Source organism: Paenibacillus sp. FSL R7-0312 (genome assembly GCF_038004445.1).
In the GTDB taxonomy this organism is placed as follows: domain Bacteria; phylum Bacillota; class Bacilli; order Paenibacillales; family Paenibacillaceae; genus Paenibacillus_AQ.
This window is the reverse complement of record NZ_JBBORE010000001.1, coordinates 530,951-548,771: the sequence shown is the minus strand read 5'-3', so window position 1 is coordinate 548,771 and position 17,821 is coordinate 530,951. Positions and strand designations below refer to the sequence as shown.

The following is a 17,821-nucleotide window of genomic DNA, read 5'->3' as shown; positions in this document are numbered from 1 at the left end:
GGAAAACGGGTACCTACCCAATGCCTCGCGAAGCGAACTTTAATTTTAGGCGCGATCAATATATCACCGGGACAATCCGCGATAACTAGTTTTTAAATTTATAGCACTTAACCCTTGGTTTCAACACAACAAGGAGCGGAACGCATATATACATTCACGCTTACTACCCGTCTTCCTATTTCCTTGTTAATTCTAGCATAACTGTAATAAGCTTGTATAGCTCAGGAAAACAGCTTTCAAAAAGCTCTTTACGTTCACTCTCTTGAGCCTTGTTAATAACATTTTCAAACACATCATTTATGTACGCTGTCACCCATCCACTAGTCTTTCCGTAACTATATTGATTAATTAATTTGTAAATTGTTTTTGCGGGTGCGTATTCAGGTTCTCTTGATTCTGGATATCTCTGTTTGTTGGTTAAATTATGATCTGCTTTTCCACCGTGTAACATACGGAGGATAGTGGTTTTATAGGAAGGTGTTTCTGAATAATTGTATATAGAACGTAATTGATTAAGTTTTTGGTCATCCTTCTCTGTTCGACATATATAATCCCAAACGAGTAAGTAGTTGTCGGGGTGTATTAGTAGCCCTTCGACGGTTGTGCTAACTGGGAAAACATGATGCAATATGCAATATTCTCTTATTAAATTTATGAGTTCATAAAAATATGGGCTGTCAATAATACCCCAATGAGGATGTGAGTAAAATGCACACTTCTCCAATAAACCTTCAATCTGACGTCTAGTAGTATAAGTTTGAGATTTTCTATTTGAATAGTAGAACATCTCTTTTTTATGAGCCTTCCGATCCTTGAGAGGATTTAAAACAGCTGAGTCGCTACAAGGAGTGAATCGACTAGACTTTGAATCGTATTGAATTATTTTATCCATATCAGTAAGAATAAGGTAAGGTATACTTATATTTTTTTCAACGGGATTAATAGATTTGAGTCTTACAGAGTTCCCGCTAAAAGGGAAAACGTCAATTTCCCTAAGTCCTGGGAATAGTTTAACAAGTTCTGGGTTTGAAAACAGCTCTAACTCTGTTACTCCTTCAACGAAAAGAATGGCCTTTGCAAAATAATAGCTAGCTTCCAGCTCTGTGAATGTTTGAACTTCCCTATTGTCAGTAAACCCTTTCATTTGCTGTATAGAAGTATGTCTATCTTGCATCTGTATGTGAAATAAACTACAACTATCTCCGATATTCAACATGTTCCGAATAAATCTAGGCGAATGAGTGGCGATCAAGAAACCAGTAAAACCTATATCCTTGGAAATGATTTTGCTAAGGTCATCTAAAAACCGGGGATGTAATCCCGTTTCTGGTTCATCGAGGATAATCAGCGGTTCTTTTAGTCGCAACTCCGATAGCTGAATTACCATCCTAGATAAGAGCTTAATATAATTATAAGAATTCAGTCCATCTGAAAAGTAATCCAGATCCTCGTTTTGATAACGGAATGAACGCCCTCCTAATTGAAGTTGATATAAATGAGAAAACATTAGCTTAGGCCGAAACGATCTTAGTTCTAAGTTGCCAACGTCTAGTTCATTTTCGAGTTTTTCTGCGATCTTCTTATATTGAGGTCCTAAGCATTCCTCCAACGCCTGCTTGATTTTATTTATTGGTCTGTCCTTAGTTTCTAGTGTACCGAGGTCACCGATAGTTTCCCATAACTGATCCCAATTCGTAAGGTTTATATGTCGTGCATTAACAAAATAGACAGGGAACAGATTCTTCAAGATTACACGGAATTCGTAAGGCAAACTCCAGGTTATTCCCTCACGCTTTTTTTGAGTAAGAGTTAATGGTATTAGGTCGTTCCCGTCTCGAAATAACTTGTCCATGGATAGTAGTTTTCGGAAGTAGGGCTTAAATTCATGACCATATATCCGGTTTGCACTTCGATGACTCTTAGCAATTGAACGAATCCTATGAAAATCGAACCAAATAGTGATTTTCATATCTTCAACAAATGGGTTGTGTTTATCATGCAAGTTAAGTTGAAGATTTGATTCAGTCATATTTTGATAGAAATAATTAACGGCTTTAAGTAAGTTTGATTTTCCCGAACCGTTCTCACCCAACAAACAGTTAATCCTATTCAGTGTAACCTCTATATTCCACAATGATTTACAATTATCAACCTCTATTTTACGGATAGCCAAGTGCACTCCTCCTATTTGTCTTTTTTATTATAGTAAGAAAAGAGAATATTATCTATAATATTCTAATTTGTATGGTAAAATATTACGGTACAATGAATGGAGGTTTTTATTATATGAACCATCGCTTACGCCTATTCTTTAATACAATTGCTTTATGCTTTTTTTTGTGTCCTCTTTTTTTAATTAGTCCTATGCATACACAAGCATCGACTGTAGCTACTACTGCTATTAAAAATAAAAGTGATATCGAGATTCAAAAATTAAATCAGGAAACTGAAAAGCTAAAAAATGAAAGTGAAAAACTCAAGGTGGAAACTGAAAAAATCAAACGAGAGAAGCGATCATTGTACTGGAGCCCAATATTGCAAATGATTACTTCAGTAATTGGAATATGCTCACTGCTTATAACTTATTATGCAACAAGGAATGCTCATAAGAACACAATCAATAGTCTCAATATCCAAAGTGAAAAAAATGAAAAGGATAGGATTTCGGGTATGCTGAAGGAGTTAGGAAGTGATAGTACCCCTGTAAGGCTTGGTGCAGTTCAAGCCTTGGGAGAATATGAGGTATCTATAAGATATTTAATTAATGTAATTAAATTTGACTCGATTCCTGAGGTGAGAGAAGCAGCAGCTGTTGCTCTTCAGCAGTTTCCCGAACAAGTTATTCCGTTACTTGCGGAAGAGAGCCGGCTTTTACATGACCGCCAATTAGAACTGGCAGCACGCCATTTCATTCACGAAAAAAATAGAGATATGCTAGTCAACTTCTTTAAGCTAGATGAATATGAATGGTCTAACTGGCATAAAAGTTTTTATTCTACCTTTAGAGAAGAGAAAATCAGTCAGTGGAGTTATGAACAATATGCAGAAAACATGAACGAGTATGCTGTGAAAAAGCGAGATTTACAGCGGATTGTCGAAGAGTGGTTAAAATGTCATACGGCAATTAAAGAAATAGTTCGTACTTTAGGGAAAGTACTTAGTGCACGAAAAATTAGCATGGAAAAAAATTCAAGCAATAAGCTGAACATTAACAATGCTTACTTACCTGACTTAATAATAGAACAAGGAACAATAGAAGATGTTGTCTTTAATAATTGTATTCTTTATCGTTCCAGTTTTAAAGGAACAAAGTTGAAGAATGTTCAATTCTTAAGTTGTGATCTGAGTTATATAAATTTTATAAATGCTAGTATGTTCGAGACACAAATGAATGACTGTAGAATGACTAAAACAATATTCACTAAGTCCACCCTACATACATCGCTTTTTGAGAAATGTGAGGGAATAGGAGTTCGTTTTAATGGAGCCGTATTAGAGGGTGTAGTTATTAGGAATTGTACTTGGAAAAAAAGCTTATTTTATGGGGTTAAAGCTTCTTATATGATTTTTTCAGATAATACCAAGTTTTACGATTGTACTCTTGGTGGGGAGTGGAGGGGACTGGATATTCAATTGACTGAATTTGGTGGAGGAAGATTTGATGAAATGTACGTGGAAAGATCTACATTTATTGAGTGTGCAATGAAAGGTTTGGAATGGAAAGGCGGAAAGTTCGTAGGACTATCTTGGAAAAATTGCCTAATAGAATGTAATCCGGTGACTAAAGCCTTATTAGTTGAAAAAGTCTTTTTAGATAATTGTAATTTCGGTTATCAAACGGATGAATTAAAGAAGTACCTTGAGGATGAAATTGTTCTAGTTGAAAGTCCTACTAACAAGTGGTGGTTATCAATGTTTGGTAGAAAATATTCTCCTCCAAGTTAAATTAATAGTTTTGTAAACCCACAAGAACATTTCGAAAAGGAGTGATGTTAATTGACATATTTCATGAAAATTGTACCCAATATTATTGAAAACAAAAAACTTAGAGAGCCACAAATTGAAGCCTATATTAAAATTAAAGAGTACTTTGAAAGTAATCCCAAAGGAGAGGCGTTAGTGGTATTACCTACTGGTACGGGTAAAAGTGGGCTGATTTCAATTGCTCCCTACGGAGTTTCCTATAAGAGGGTACTTGTAATAACGCCTGGATTGGTAACGAAAAAGAGCGTGGTCAAAACACTGCACCCGTTAGAGGATAACTTTTGGTTGAACCAGGATGTGATATTTTCACCGGAAGATATGCCAGTAGTGGAAGAATATGAAGCTGATATGTTACTATCCAGCTTAGAAAAATGTAATTTTGTTATTACAAATGTACATAAATTAAATAAAGCTAATCAAAAATCTTTATTAAATACTGTGCCTAGAGATTTTTTTGATTTGGTTATTATTGATGAAGCGCACCATTCTGTAGCAAATACGTGGGTAGAAGCTTTGGAATACTTTTCTGAGGCAAAAAAACTACACGTTACGGGAACGCCATATAGAGGAGACCATCAAGAACTGCCCGGTGAAGAAATACACAATACATCTTTATCTGAAGTTATGGCACTAAAGTATGTCAAGTGGCTAAGAAAGGCTACCATTAACAATGGAAACTTGTATTTCTCTATTCCCGGCGACTCAAAGAAGTACAGTAAGGATGAAGTTCTCGAAATAAAAGAAAAGGAGTGGGTTGAAAAATCCATTGCTCTTTCGGAAGAATGTTCAATAGATGTAATAGATGAAAGTATTAAACAGTTAAAAATAATAAAAGAAGCTTCTCCAAATGTTCCACATAAAATTCTTGCCGTAGCATGTAGCATTAAACATGCAAAAGATGTTGCACATTGGTATAAGGATAAAGGCTCGACAGTCAGAATTGTTCACAGTGGAATGAAACCTGATGAACTTGAACAAGCATTTATGGATATTGAGGATCATAAATGTGAGGTTGTCGTTTCAGTTAATATGTTAATGGAAGGGTATGATCATAAGTATTTGACAGTACTTTCTTTATTCAGACCATATCGTAGTTTAAATGCATTTGCTCAAGTTATTGGTAGAGTTTTGAGAGCTATTCCTAATGAGGAGATAACAGATTTCGCAATTGATAATAATGCAGTGGTTATATTCCACGAAGAAATAGGCCTGAATTTAATGTGGGAGATTTTCTCAAAAGAAGTAGAGAAAAGCAAAAAAATTCCAGTAAGAGAATATGCAATCTCAGATAGAGAATATGAGAAACGAGAAATTGTTTATGCCTCTATTGAAAAGGATCAGTATTTTATAAGTGATAAGGATTCCTACCTTTCTGGCCTTGATTTCAACGAAATGTTTGAACAAGCAAGATTTCAAATTGAATCAGAACTTGAGAGTAAGATTCAAAAACTTAGAGATGCAGGACTTAGCGAAGAAGACGTACTAGCAGCTAAAGAGGCAATTAAAAAGCAATCAATTACATCCAAAAAGAATGAAATTAATGAGCTTTTATTGTCAAAGAGGCCGGAATTACTCAGGAAAAAAACCCGTGGGCTTTTATATAACAATGCCAATGAGGCAGTCCAAGTTGTTCTTGAAGAAAAGGGTATAAACCCTAAAGACACCAATCTGTATTTGAAGTTCAACAAAATTATTCATAATCTAAATAGTGATTGTACCAATGATGGAATATTGGTAAGATACATTAATGCAAGATTGTATGCCAAATATGGACCTGTTAAAAGGAGAGAACCTGAGGCTTTGCTTGATTCACAGAAGTACCTTGATGTAATAATTGAGGAACTAAGGAGGATGATTTAAATGAATGTAACGATTGAAATAAAATGCAAGATTGACGAGCTAATACACTTATTACTCACTGACGGAGTACAACCTAGCGATTTGACCGATAATATTTTTTTAGATGACTATAGCAATATTTCCTATAGAAGACAAAATCAAATGATTATTGGAGAACTTGTTTTTAGGGAAGAAATGTTTAATAAATTAGTTGAAACTAAACTTAGATACTATTATAGTCTGGATAAGAAATTATTAAGAATTGATGAAGAAACCTATAAGGGAACAAACGTGATTTGGGATAGAGATACAACCGAAGCGAATATTCTCGATGAGCTACTCGTTTTATTGAACAAATCATACGAGCAAGAACAAATCTCGAGGTTTTTATCGACATTACCTAGTAATCTTAAAACGAAGATTGAAAAAAAATTACATTCTTTAATAGCATAAAAGTAAGAGGCGCCCCTTACCTAAAGGAGCGTCTTCTTTATTGCCCATGTGTATCAGATGTGAAAAATGATTCAAACTTATCGGCAGCAGCCTGATCAGCAGTTTGCAGAGCATGTCCATAAATATTCATAGTGGTGGCAATGCTGCCGTGTCCTAGTCGCTCTGAGATAATCTTAGCATGAACGCCTTGGTTTATCAGAATCGTGGCTGAGGTATGCCGGAGATCATGGAACCGAATGTACCGAAGGCTATTTTTCTTTATGAACTGTCGAAACCAAAGGTAGGGACGCTCATGATGGAAAGGTTGTCCATTGGGATGTGAGAACATAAAGAACCAATCTCCGCTATACCACGAATCGCCAACGTCAATGGTTTTTGCATTCTATAAGCGTAATATTCTCGTAGCTCCTTTAACATGGAGCTTGGTAATGCTACTTTTCGAATAGATTTTTTAGTTTTAGGAGATTTAACGATGATTTTACCTTTAAGCGCGTGAATCATAGATTGTGAAACATCTAACATCCCATTGTTGAAATCAAGATGCTTCCACTCTAGCCCGAGTAACTCGCCCCGCCGTAATCCGGTTGTAAGAGCCAAAGTGATCATAACCCTCCAGTGATACGGCTCACGTTGCAACGCTCGAAGCATTTGTTCTACCTCTGTTTCATTGTAAGGGACGATCTCTTTGGAATTGACTTTTGGTTTCTGTACATCGATAGCCGGATTTCGCTTAATAATTCTCCATTCCACTGCACGTTTGAGTATGTTTTTTAAGATACGGTACTGAATTTCAATCGTATCAGAGGCTAAGCCTCCTGTTTTTTTATCTCCACGGCTTCCTTCCTTTTCGAGTTGATTTAGAAAGTTTACGATGTGAAGTGGTTTGATTTCCTCTAGTCGTAGATGCTGAAAGTACGGAAGAATTCGGGTCTTAAGATTAGAGTTATATGTGTATAACGTCTTGAATCCCAGATGCTTTACGGCGTACTTATCTCTCCATTCTTCGACGAACGCCCCAAATGTTAGTTTTTGAGGCGATACATATTCATCCGCCTCCACTTCCATCCGAAATTTAGCATATTCGCTTTCCACTTCTCGTTTTGTTCGGCAATGAACGGTTTTTGTGAAACGAACGTATTTTCCTCTAGCGTCTTTACCAGCATTAACTGTTAAGAACCATGAATTATCACCACGTTTTTGGATATTAGCCAAGTTAAAACACCTTCTACAATGGATTTTTATATTAGTCATTATGTCCATTCATAAAGAAGTGAGACCTTACCTTAATAGATTAATATTGATTGGTATCACCTTAGGTATCCTCAAGAATCTTAGTCAAATCATTCAAAGGTGGTACATAACGCAACGTTGTTCCTACATTTTTATGTCGCAGCTGATGCTGAATATCGATGATGCTCATACCTCCTGTCTGCATCAAATATCCCGCTGTTCGTCTAAGATCATGTGGGCGAATATGCCTGCCAAGACCTGCATCGTGAGTTAAATCAGATAGTATACCTTTAATCTTATCGACTGTCATGATTTTTCCATGTTGATGGAATAGGTATTCATCCCCCTGATTCGCATATCTAAGATATTCAGGATGTTGGATGTACCGTTCGAGTTCTACCGTGAGATCCTGAGGGAGGGCCACAGGTCGTTTCTCGGTTTTCTGTGCATCAAAAACGTGGACGATCCGTGTATCCAAGTGTACCCGTTTTCGCCTTAGGAAACGGACCTCTGAGAGTCGAAGACCCGTGATCAGCATGAACCAGAGAAACACAAACTCTTGCCGGTAGAACGGGCTTCTATGCAATGCAGCTTGAAGAAGGGCGAGACATTCTACTTTCGACAAGGCCGTATTTTGAATAGGAGACTCGAATTTTGGCCTAGGATATCCGAGTAGTGGGTTATGCTGAATCAGATCGGCTTCATACAGGAATTCAAAGAAACATCGTAATACGGTGATGGTCGCTGCCAAATTCATGTTCGACATATGTTCATGTTGTTTTAAGTCCAGAAAAAAACGATCAAATACCTGCCGTTGAATGGGGAGGAATCTACTAGGATGCTCACGACTGGCATGAAATTGATCAAAATCAAGGTCTCCTTCAAAACCATTGTCAAGTAAGAAGGCTTCGAATTTCTTGAGTACGCTTATATATTTTTGTTTGGTTGAATTTCTTAATGTGAATTGGTTGCTCCAGATCTTGAAGTAGGCGGACTGAAGTAAAAAAGCCATAGAGATTGCCTCCTGATTCAAAAGAGATCGCTTGCTTTAAGCTGAGCGAGGGGATGCTGATCGATTGCCTTAACCAGCATACTATCAAACAATTTTAAATAAACCTCCGTGGAGCTAAGCCACGAATGCCTCATTGTATAGATTTACACCTGATTCAAGCAGATAGAGAGCAAAGGAATGCCGTAAAGAGTGTACGGAAAGCTGATAAGGTTTTTTGTCGGATCCGGGTATAGAGGTTGCTTGATCAATCAAGGCAGCAAACATCTTCTGAACCGTACTTTCATGTAAAGGGGATTTTCCACTGTCGTCCGAAAAAATATATCGTTCCAGATAATCTTGCGCGTCTTTCACGCCATGGTAACGAAAGCTCACGTATTTGCTCAGTATTTCAAGTGAGGATTTGGTTATTTTGCTAGGCTGTTTATATCCCTTTTTTCCTTTTCCACGTACAAGGATCTCTTGCCGGGATGAAACAATATCACCAATCTGTAGATGTAACAATTCGCTCAGCCGAATACCCGAGCCTAAAAAGGTCCATAAAATGGTGAAATTGCGGTGAGCTTCGCGGCCGAGTCGAACTAGGCACAGCAGCTCATCCAACTGTTCTTTGGTAAACGCACGTGGCTCACGGTTTTGATCTATTTCCATAGAGAGGGTTCGTTTGAGTTTTCGGATATCCTGCTTGAAAAAATGAGCAAAAACCTCTCCCAGAAAACTTCGTAAAAAAGCAGCTTTTTTGCTACGTGTATTCAGTTTTTGAACAGGGGCTAGATAGTCGTTTAAAAAAGCTGCAGATGAAATCTCCTTGATATTTGGGAAGGTTCCTTTTATGCGGTTGCAATACCGCAAGAACAAATTCATTTCATAGCGATATGCTTGTTGTGAGGTTTTTGCTAAGCTCTGAAATGCATCACTCTCATAATAATGGAGAACCGCATCTTCTAGCAGAACCGATTCCTTCATTTTTACCGCTTCAGCATTGTTTTGGGGTGAGAGGCGCTGCAACATACGTTTAAACGCGTCCGGTCCGTATTGATCCGCCAGTTGGAGTAGGTTTTCTTCAAAAGCAATATCATTGGCTATCGTATCATCAAATATAGGCATAACGTACCTCCTCCTTACTCATATTTGAGCAGATCAATTTGACTAATCATGTGCTGATCTCGGTGCGCCATATGCATGTATAGCCCTACGGTATCCAGCATACTTACACGGGCTAATTCTTTTATCGCTTGCGGAAGGACGCCTTTATATGCAAGACGCGTAATAAACATATGGCGGAAGATATGAACGCCACCTGGAAACGGCCAACCGGTAATCATCGCATAAAGAATGAAATATTCATATACCTCATGTTTAATCGTAGAGGTTTTTTGTCCCAAGAGGTAGGTTGTCTTCGGCTGGGTGTGAAGCTCTTGTAAAAGGGAATAGAGCTTTCCAACGAGAGGTAAAACGTGACTCTTCTTGCCTTTACTGTGGATGACGATCGTTCGTGTTCCTAAATTAATATCACTCCATTTGATATGCGCTACTTCCGATAAGCGTAACCCCAGATGGAACATCAATCGGTACCCAATCTCTTCACGGACAGGATTTCTTGCATATTGCGCCACCACATGAAAGAATGCTTCGATTTGCTGATCCGTTGGAAGTTCACGAGGGCTGTATCGGGGGGCCTTTATGGAGTAGAAGCGCTGTAAGGGGGCCTCATAGCCAAATTTCTCATGCAAAAAGCGATAGAATAAGCGTATGGCATATATACTGTGTGCAAATGAGATTCGGCTGTTGCCATCATCCCTTACGAGCCTTAGTTTGTAGGTGCGGTACATCAGCAAATGTTCATTTTTAATTTGGAAAATTGAGATCGTATCTGGACTTGTTGTCCTAAACATCTGGACATTTGCACAAAGCCAAACCAAGAGTTGGTGTACGTGGGTAGCTGTATTCCGAATATATTTACGGGATAACCCTTTTTCTTCCATATGTATTTGGAAGCTGAGGACTCTAGGATGCATGCGTGACTGTTTGTCTGATGCTTTAACGAATGGGAAGTCTTTATCTAACATTCCGTTTTGAATGGATTTTCGCATTAGGAAGTGGAATAGAGTTGATGTGAATCCATCTTTAGCTAAACCTTCGAAACCCTGATGAAGAAACTTCGGATCAAGCAAGTGCCTATCTTGAATCTGAAAAGGTTCAATCTCATAAAGTTTCGCAATGTGAAACAGCAGATTACGAGTGAGTTGGAACTTTCTAAAAAAGTTATGAGGTGTATTGTGCATTCCACGACTTAAATATTCTCGTAATAAGTTTTGAGATATTTCAGCTTGTACTTTGTTTTCCCAGATCCATTGATTAATACCTTTTGCCCCTAGATAGATCTTGTCTTCAATAGGTTGAATTTCAGGTATCAGTTGTTTGGCATACAGCATATGTTCCACCTTCTCACGCGTGACTTTTCTAATATCATGATCGTCACTGAGAGTAGGAAACATACCCTGAACGTCAAGAATCTTTTCGGCAAAAGAAAAATTCTGCCGAAAAGATTCTTAGGTTTCGTTATTTTTTGAATGCTCGTTCTTAGTGATTAAATGGTTATTGTGATCCACTGTTTAGCCCTCCTTGTTTTGTCTTACCTTTAGGATGGCCATGGTTAAAGTGGACTTTGAAATTTCTCAGTGTAACTGAGAAAGCCGCCTCCAGATAGAGACGGCTTAGTGGGACTACCTAAGATGACAGTGGACTGTAGCATCCCTAAATCCCTTGAATTCAGTAATGAGTCCTTTATAGTCCTGCTCCCGTCCCACTTTCGGCATCATGACCCAAAGGGATCTCATTTTTGATCTAAAGGGGACATAGGTTGTTATCGCATCGTTAGCAAATGGAAATGTGTTAAGGATGCGTTTCTGTAAAGCTTTATCCAGTACGGGCTCATGGTAGAGATGGAACTCGAAGTAATCCATTTCAGGATAAGTAGTAACCCAGCGTCCGGTCACAGGAGGCAGTTCTAGTGGGAAAAGCTCTTGGGGGTCTAAAATGACAAAACCCGCAATACTTTTTACTCGGGTTCTCTCCTTAGAAAGATCCTTAATATGTATCTTTTTTGCAACTCCGGGGTCGAAGTACTCTGTTGGTGAAGAGTATGAGTATTCCTCTGGGTCATTTTTGTTAACCAATTGCCAAGGATGATTGAGCAAAATGGAAAGTTGGAATGGTCTGGGCCAATGTGGCATGCCAGATGAATTAAATAAGTTATGTGCCGCGCCTGCTCTTGTAGCAGAATACCCAAGTGCTTCTGCTACGTCCGGCTCTGAAAGATTAAATAATCTTCTGCAGAGCGTGCGTCTAAAATAAAGGTCTGGATCATTCATAAGTAAATGCCAAAGCTCAAAGGAGTTTTGCAACGCCAGCACATCCACATAATCCAACCTACATATCTTGCGTTTTATTGATTTTAATTTTGCTTGTAGCTGTTTTGAATTACTTGTATTCTCCAGCTTATGCATTACTGCAAAATACTCATCTACAAGGGAACGAACATGACTTTGATAGACGCCATCATATTTGATGGTAGTGTTCATAGCATCACCACTAACCATATTAATGCATATTGGTGGGCATTATAGAAACTCTCAGTTGAACTGAGAAATTTGAACCAATGCGTTAAATTGGGGAAACTGATATTAAGACACCTCCGAAGTCTTGTTGGTGAAAGATTCTTGATTCAATGGGAGGGAATTGTAATTCTGTAGTACAACGGTATTTGCTTGATTAGTACATCTGTAAGTCCCAGGTACAACTTAGGCATGCCGGAGTGAGTTAATAACTGAGGCATAACATTACTGAAACCGCAATTAGATATTCAAAGATGTTGAAACTCTAAAGTGTAAAGGCAATTCCGGTAATAAGATATCCATAAGAAATCATATCAAGTGAGATCTGTAATCTTAAAGCTCATATCAAGAGCATCAATCACTGTGACGGTTACTTTATGTAAAGTGTTGATTTGAATAATCTCCTGGAGGTAAACTTTATGAGCGAATATGAAATATTACGAATTCAATTATTAAAAACATTAGTACAAATGGAAGAACAACTGCTAGTCGGCGTCGGGAAAGAAAAGTTTCAATCTGACACAGTTGCTGACGGCAGTGACGTTAATTCAGCCGCACAACAAGTTGAACTTCAAATGAAGCCTGTATTTTCTGTAACGGAGTTGTCTGACTATCTTGGTGTTTCATCAGACTGTATTTATACAATGGTACGTGAAAATCAAATCCCCTTTGTGAGAGTACGAAGAAGAATCTTGTTTTATAGAGACTCAATCAATTCTTGGATTCACACTAACACCCCTCATATCCTTAAATAACGCTTCTAAGTTAATTAGCTTAATTACTTCATGAATATGTTAATCAGAAAAAACCACCACAAAACATCCCATCCGATACGGATGAAATAGACTGTGGTGGTTGATTATTTTAACAGTACAGTAAGATAAGCATTTAAAACAAGCGGTAAATAATTCCTGCCTATATTTAGTGAAATATAATTAGCCTAGACTGCAATAAAGTAGAATTCTCATATCTATATAAATGCGGAGCAATTTAAAGGGGTGATAAAGTCATTCGTATCTTAATATTATTAATGCTATCCAAGTAAATCCCGGGATTTCTGCAGCTGACCTAGCTTTCAAATGTGAAGTGGACGTTTGGTATATATATCGTGATTTGCGTTCACTTGATTCTATTGCCCCTATACAAACGATGGAAAAGGAACTGGTTATCGCTTTATGGGCAAGTTTTTTATATCACACTTAATCTTTATAATGAGGGTAGAAGAATTAAAGGCAGGGACTGGTTTGGGAAAAACGAATTAAACAGTAGAGTAAGGAGAAGGATACATAATTGGTATACGGCCTTTATAGACTTTTACCGGCCACAGGTTGCAACTTACACAGGTGAATTACAACGAGCTTTTGGGGTTACCGTTAAGGACTCAGGGCTTTACTTTTTACATCGGAATGATTATGTACGTGTATAGAAAATAGCATCATTCAGGAGAAACCTAAAGTGAGGTGTCCATCAATATGAATGTACCTAAAGGCTATCCCCAACCTGAAAACAGTCGAGGCAGTCTCCGAGCAATTCAAGCTTGGGTGAATGATAATGAGACAGACTCCATTGAATTAGTGACAAAGCAACTATCCTTAAAGGGGAAACTTCAATGGGTATCGCCAATACGTAGTAATTCAATGGCGGAATTTAGAGATGTAGGGTTTCTAGAAAAAGTTGGTGTTGCAGATAAAATTACTGTACCTCTGCACAACTTTTGGCCTTCTAGGGGACCACAGTGGGATGGTCTCGGTGTAACGGATACGCAAGAAGTTATTTTGGTGGAGGCAAAGGCAAATTTAAAGGAGTTGAAGTCTCCAGGGTCGAAGGCGGGAGAACAATCTTTGGCGTTAATTAAGCAAACCCTAGACGAGGTGAAAGAGGGTTTAGGGATAGGTGCACATTTTGATTGGACGAAAACCTATTATCAATACGCAAACCGAGTAGCACATTTGTATTATCTTCGTGAGTTAAACGGGATTAAGGCCTTTCTAATTAATTTATATTTTATAGGAGATTACTCTGTAACCTGCCCATCTTCCGTTAAAGATTGGCAGGTTGCTATTGGACAAACAAAGAAGATATTGGGGTTGGATCACGAGCATGTTTTGCAACCATATATGGTTGACTTGTTTGTAGATGTTAAGACCATGAAAGGGATTTGAAATCATTCAATTAGAAACTTATACTAGGAGGCTTTTCGATGACATATTGGATTTTTCAGGGTAATCCCAACGCGTTTGATGTAGATACATATTTACAGCAGAATAAAGTTGTTACTTGGGATGTAAGACAAAAGCAGTACATAAATGACATTCAACAGGATGACAAGGTATTTATATGGCGATCAGACGGTGGTACTAAGAATAGCGGTGGTGTGATCGCACATTGTACCGTAATGAATACGCCGGTTGTTGTAGGTGAAGATAAAGTTGGGCATTTTCAGATCCAGCTTAAAGTTCAGGAGGTAAGGCTGAATACCGAAGAAGGCATGTTGATGAGACATGAACTCAAGCAAATTCCGGAAACGATGAATTTGCAGATATTTAGAATCAGCCAGCTGACGAACTACCGATTGTCTGATTCCGAATATAGCAATCTGCTTAAGTACTGGAATGCACCAGAACAGGTCGGCGAACGAGCTAGTCTGCCCTTGTTAGATAGATATCTACATTTGTTTAAAGAGAGTGCTGATGAATGGTTTGAAAAGTGCGATTTTATATACGGTAACCAACGCTTTTTCCAAACTTTCAAGAATAGAGAGAACCTAGAAATTTTAGAGTGGGAAAAGATACAGGAGCTTGGTAATCATATTAACGCTTTTCGAATGAACCTTGCCAGAAAGAGAGCTCTGGGAAATATAAATGAGCCTATTGAAAAGTATCGTAATAGTTTTCTTTTCCTTTTGTATGGGGAAGGAGAAATTGAAGAACGAATCGATGGGTTTATTTCGAGCGATGAATACAAATTGTTCGGATTTGGTCACAGTGTGGTTAGCGAGCTGATTGGTAATGTCTTTCCGGATCAGTATTGCTTTTACAATCAAAGAGATAAGGTTGCCGTTGAAAATGTACTGCTACTTAATCCTAAATATGCAAGAGGGGATTCCTACGGCGTTAAGTTTATGAAATTCCAACAAAGCCTCTTGGATCATGAAGTGTTGAAACATTATCTTGATATCGTGGGTAGAAAGACGGAATTGCCTCTTTATCTGGAGATTGACCAGTTCTTAAGCTTTTTATTCGAACAGTTCGGCAAAGCTGAGGATGATGATGATACTTCCAGTACTCAATATTGGTTGCTTGCTGCCGGTGAAGATGCGATACATTGGGATGATTTCTATAAGAATGGATTGGTTGCGATTGGCTGGGAAGAGTTAGGTGATCTAAAACAATATGCAAGCAAGAGAGAAATTAATGAATCACTAAAGGAGATTTTCCAACTCGTACACAACCCTAATAATGATGCTCTGGCTAATTACGAGTTTGCGAACGAGATGAGAGAAGGCGACGTTGTTTTCATTAAGAAAGGAAGCAAGAGCATCATTGCTGTGGGTGCAATAACCTCGGATTACAAATATGATCCCACTAGAGGGATATATCACTCTATTCGAAAAGCGGATTGGTTGAAGGTAGGAGATTGGCAGGTAGCTAATAAAACGCCTTTGAAAACACTAACGAATATTACGAGTTATACAGATTTTGTTCAAGAGCTTCTACAATTAACAGGGTTTGAAGAAGAAATGCTTGAGGAGAACGGTGCTGAGGTTGAAGAGATTCGGTTAGAACAGAAGCTTACACCATACACGCTAGAGCATTTATTTGAAGAAGTATTTATGACACCAGAAAAGGTTGAGGAGATTATAGAAACCTTGGATTATAAGAATAATATTATTTTGCAAGGGCCGCCTGGTGTTGGTAAGACCTTTGTTGCGAAGCGCTTTGCTTATCTGCATAACGGAGTAAAAGATGATAGCCGGGTAATCATGGTTCAATTTCATCAGTCGTATGCTTATGAAGACTTTATAAGAGGTTATAAGCCAGTATCAGGTGGAGGCTTTGCTCTCAAGGATGGAATATTCTACGAATTCTGTCAGAAGGCAACTCTGGACCCCGAACATAATTATTATATGATCATTGATGAAATCAACAGGGGTAATTTGTCCAAAATATTCGGGGAGCTCATGATGCTTATCGAGACGGATAAACGTGGTAAATCCTATGCAGTAAAGCTTGCTTACAGTGAAGGGGACGAGTTGTTCTATATTCCTAGGAATCTATATATGATAGGTACGATGAATACGGCAGACCGCTCCCTAGCATTGGTAGATTATGCGCTCCGTAGAAGGTTTGCCTTTATCTCTGTAGAGCCCGCTTTTCATAGCCAACAATTTAGAGAAAATCTTATGGGCAAGGGAGTTAGTCAAGGCTGCATCGATAAGATCATTACTACTCTTACTGATATAAATCAAGCAATCGTGAAAGATACGCTGAATTTGGGTAAAGGTTATGAAATCGGACACAGCTATTTTTGCCCATTAACAGATGTACAAGACGAGGAAAAATGGTTCCGAAGAATTATGAAGCTGGAAGTTGAACCATTGCTCAACGAATATTGGTTCGACCGCGAAGATAAAGTGAGAGAGATGCTTCATGGAATATACTAAAATCCCTGTCAAGAATGTTTATTACATGTTGTGTTATGCATGGAATCGACTCCAAGAAAAGGAATTTGTATCTGTAGGTCAGGAACAGGATAGAGATATATATCATCTGCTCACACGAGTGCTTCTGGAACAGCTGCAGTCCTTGATTAAGAGAGGTTTTTATAGAGAGTACACGGAGTTAACCGAAGAAACGGCATCCTTAAAAGGTAAAATCAATTTTCAAGACTCCATTCGTAAGCTATCTTTCAATAGAAGCAAGATGGTGATCCAATATGCAGAATTGAATCATGATACTCTGCATAACCGGATTATTAAGACCACATTATTCAATCTTCTTCATGTTAAAGATTTGGATCCGGGGCTGCGTGACCAAGTAATCCGGATTTACTCTTATTTTGGGGAGATATCTCTGATCTCATTAAATGCTCGTATCTTTACCGAAGTTCGATTGCACAGGAGCAATAAGTATTATGGATTTGTCTTGGATATTTGCAAGCTGTTCTATGACTGCTTACTTATGAATGAAGAAGAATCAGATCTGAAATTCATGGATTTCCAGCGTAATCATCAAGAAATGGCTGCTCTTTTTGAAAGCTTTGTACGTAATTTCTACCGAGCGGAATGCACCGAATTTAAGGTTACTAGAGAAGTGATTTATTGGGATGCAGAGGGAGAGGACTTGTCGTTACTTCCTCGGATGGAAACGGATATTTCTCTGGAGTGTGATTCTTACAAAATCATAATGGATACGAAGTTTTATCATTCCGCTTATATCCAAAGGTATGATTTGGAGAAACTGATTAGCGGCAATTTGTATCAAATATTTGCTTATTTGAATAACTATCGCCAAGCGAATCATGCGAATAAAAAGACTGTTATTGGCATTCTTCTTTATCCCAAAGTCGACAAGGAACTTGATTTAACTTATGTGATAAAAGGTCATCCTTTGAATGTGTATACGGTTGATCTGAACAAGAGCTGGCAGAGCATTCATAATCGGTTGATTGACATCGTAAATATTTAAAA

At 38.1% G+C, this 17,821-nt stretch carries 14 protein-coding genes; 7 read left to right on the top strand and 7 right to left on the bottom strand.

Features of this window, described 5'->3' with window-relative positions:
- Nucleotides 1–175: 175 nt before the first annotated feature.
- Complete coding sequence (locus tag MKX70_RS02285) at nt 176–2,173, bottom strand: retron Eco8 family effector endonuclease (RefSeq protein WP_339189479.1); 1,998 nt, start codon at nt 2,171–2,173, stop codon at nt 176–178.
- A 113-nt stretch (nt 2,174–2,286) separates the two neighbouring features.
- Between MKX70_RS02285 and MKX70_RS02280 the strand changes: the two genes are divergently transcribed.
- The 3 genes from MKX70_RS02280 to MKX70_RS02270 are packed head-to-tail and all read left to right on the top strand — an operon-like array spanning nt 2,287 to nt 6,276.
- On the top strand, nt 2,287–3,945 hold the full coding sequence (locus MKX70_RS02280; protein ID WP_340839509.1) for a pentapeptide repeat-containing protein: 1,659 nt from the start codon (nt 2,287–2,289) through the stop codon (nt 3,943–3,945).
- Nucleotides 3,946–3,996: 51 nt separating this feature from the next.
- Complete coding sequence (locus MKX70_RS02275; protein WP_340839507.1) at nt 3,997–5,844, top strand: DEAD/DEAH box helicase; 1,848 nt, start codon at nt 3,997–3,999, stop codon at nt 5,842–5,844.
- A complete protein-coding gene (locus tag MKX70_RS02270; RefSeq protein ID WP_340839506.1) occupies nt 5,845–6,276 on the top strand; it encodes a hypothetical protein in 432 nt (143 codons plus the stop codon).
- Nucleotides 6,277–6,313: 37 nt separating this feature from the next.
- Here the strand turns inward: MKX70_RS02270 and MKX70_RS02265 are convergent, their stop codons facing one another.
- The 6 genes from MKX70_RS02265 to MKX70_RS02240 form a co-directional block, all read right to left on the bottom strand.
- A complete protein-coding gene (locus MKX70_RS02265) occupies nt 6,314–6,604 on the bottom strand; it encodes a site-specific integrase (RefSeq protein ID WP_340839504.1) in 291 nt (96 codons plus the stop codon).
- A complete protein-coding gene (locus MKX70_RS02260) occupies nt 6,535–7,488 on the bottom strand; it encodes a site-specific integrase (RefSeq protein WP_340839503.1) in 954 nt (317 codons plus the stop codon). Before MKX70_RS02260 ends, MKX70_RS02265 begins: the two co-directional genes overlap by 70 nt.
- Nucleotides 7,489–7,588: 100 nt before the next feature.
- Nucleotides 7,589–8,518: a tyrosine-type recombinase/integrase gene (locus MKX70_RS02255; RefSeq protein ID WP_340839502.1), complete on the bottom strand. Its 930-nt coding sequence runs from the start codon at nt 8,516–8,518 to the stop codon at nt 7,589–7,591.
- A 114-nt stretch (nt 8,519–8,632) separates the two neighbouring features.
- Nucleotides 8,633–9,622 carry a tyrosine-type recombinase/integrase gene (locus tag MKX70_RS02250; RefSeq protein WP_340839501.1) on the bottom strand — a complete coding sequence of 330 codons (990 nt, stop codon included), beginning with the start codon at nt 9,620–9,622 and terminating at the stop codon, nt 8,633–8,635.
- Between the two features lie 14 nt (nt 9,623–9,636).
- Complete coding sequence (locus tag MKX70_RS02245; RefSeq protein ID WP_340839500.1) at nt 9,637–10,950, bottom strand: tyrosine-type recombinase/integrase; 1,314 nt, start codon at nt 10,948–10,950, stop codon at nt 9,637–9,639.
- A gap of 291 nt (nt 10,951–11,241) precedes the next feature.
- Nucleotides 11,242–12,099 carry a hypothetical protein gene (locus MKX70_RS02240; RefSeq protein WP_340839499.1) on the bottom strand — a complete coding sequence of 286 codons (858 nt, stop codon included), beginning with the start codon at nt 12,097–12,099 and terminating at the stop codon, nt 11,242–11,244.
- A 452-nt stretch (nt 12,100–12,551) separates the two neighbouring features.
- Here MKX70_RS02240 and MKX70_RS02235 point away from each other — a divergent pair, with 452 nt between their 5' ends.
- The 4 genes from MKX70_RS02235 (at nt 12,552) to mcrC (ending at nt 17,819) form a co-directional block, all read left to right on the top strand.
- Nucleotides 12,552–12,887 carry an excisionase family DNA-binding protein gene (locus MKX70_RS02235; protein WP_340839498.1) on the top strand — a complete coding sequence of 112 codons (336 nt, stop codon included), beginning with the start codon at nt 12,552–12,554 and terminating at the stop codon, nt 12,885–12,887.
- 717 nt (nt 12,888–13,604) lie between these two features.
- Nucleotides 13,605–14,294 (top strand): hypothetical protein, encoded by a 690-nt coding sequence (locus MKX70_RS02230; protein ID WP_340839497.1) that lies wholly within the window; start codon nt 13,605–13,607, stop codon nt 14,292–14,294.
- A 38-nt stretch (nt 14,295–14,332) separates the two neighbouring features.
- Nucleotides 14,333–16,795, top strand: coding sequence for an AAA family ATPase (locus tag MKX70_RS02225; RefSeq protein WP_340839495.1), 2,463 nt, complete (start codon nt 14,333–14,335; stop codon nt 16,793–16,795).
- On the top strand, nt 16,782–17,819 hold the full coding sequence (mcrC, locus tag MKX70_RS02220) for a 5-methylcytosine-specific restriction endonuclease system specificity protein McrC (protein ID WP_340839494.1): 1,038 nt from the start codon (nt 16,782–16,784) through the stop codon (nt 17,817–17,819). The genes MKX70_RS02225 and mcrC overlap by 14 nt, the downstream gene beginning before the upstream one ends.
- The last annotated feature ends 2 nt before the right edge of the window (nt 17,820–17,821 follow it).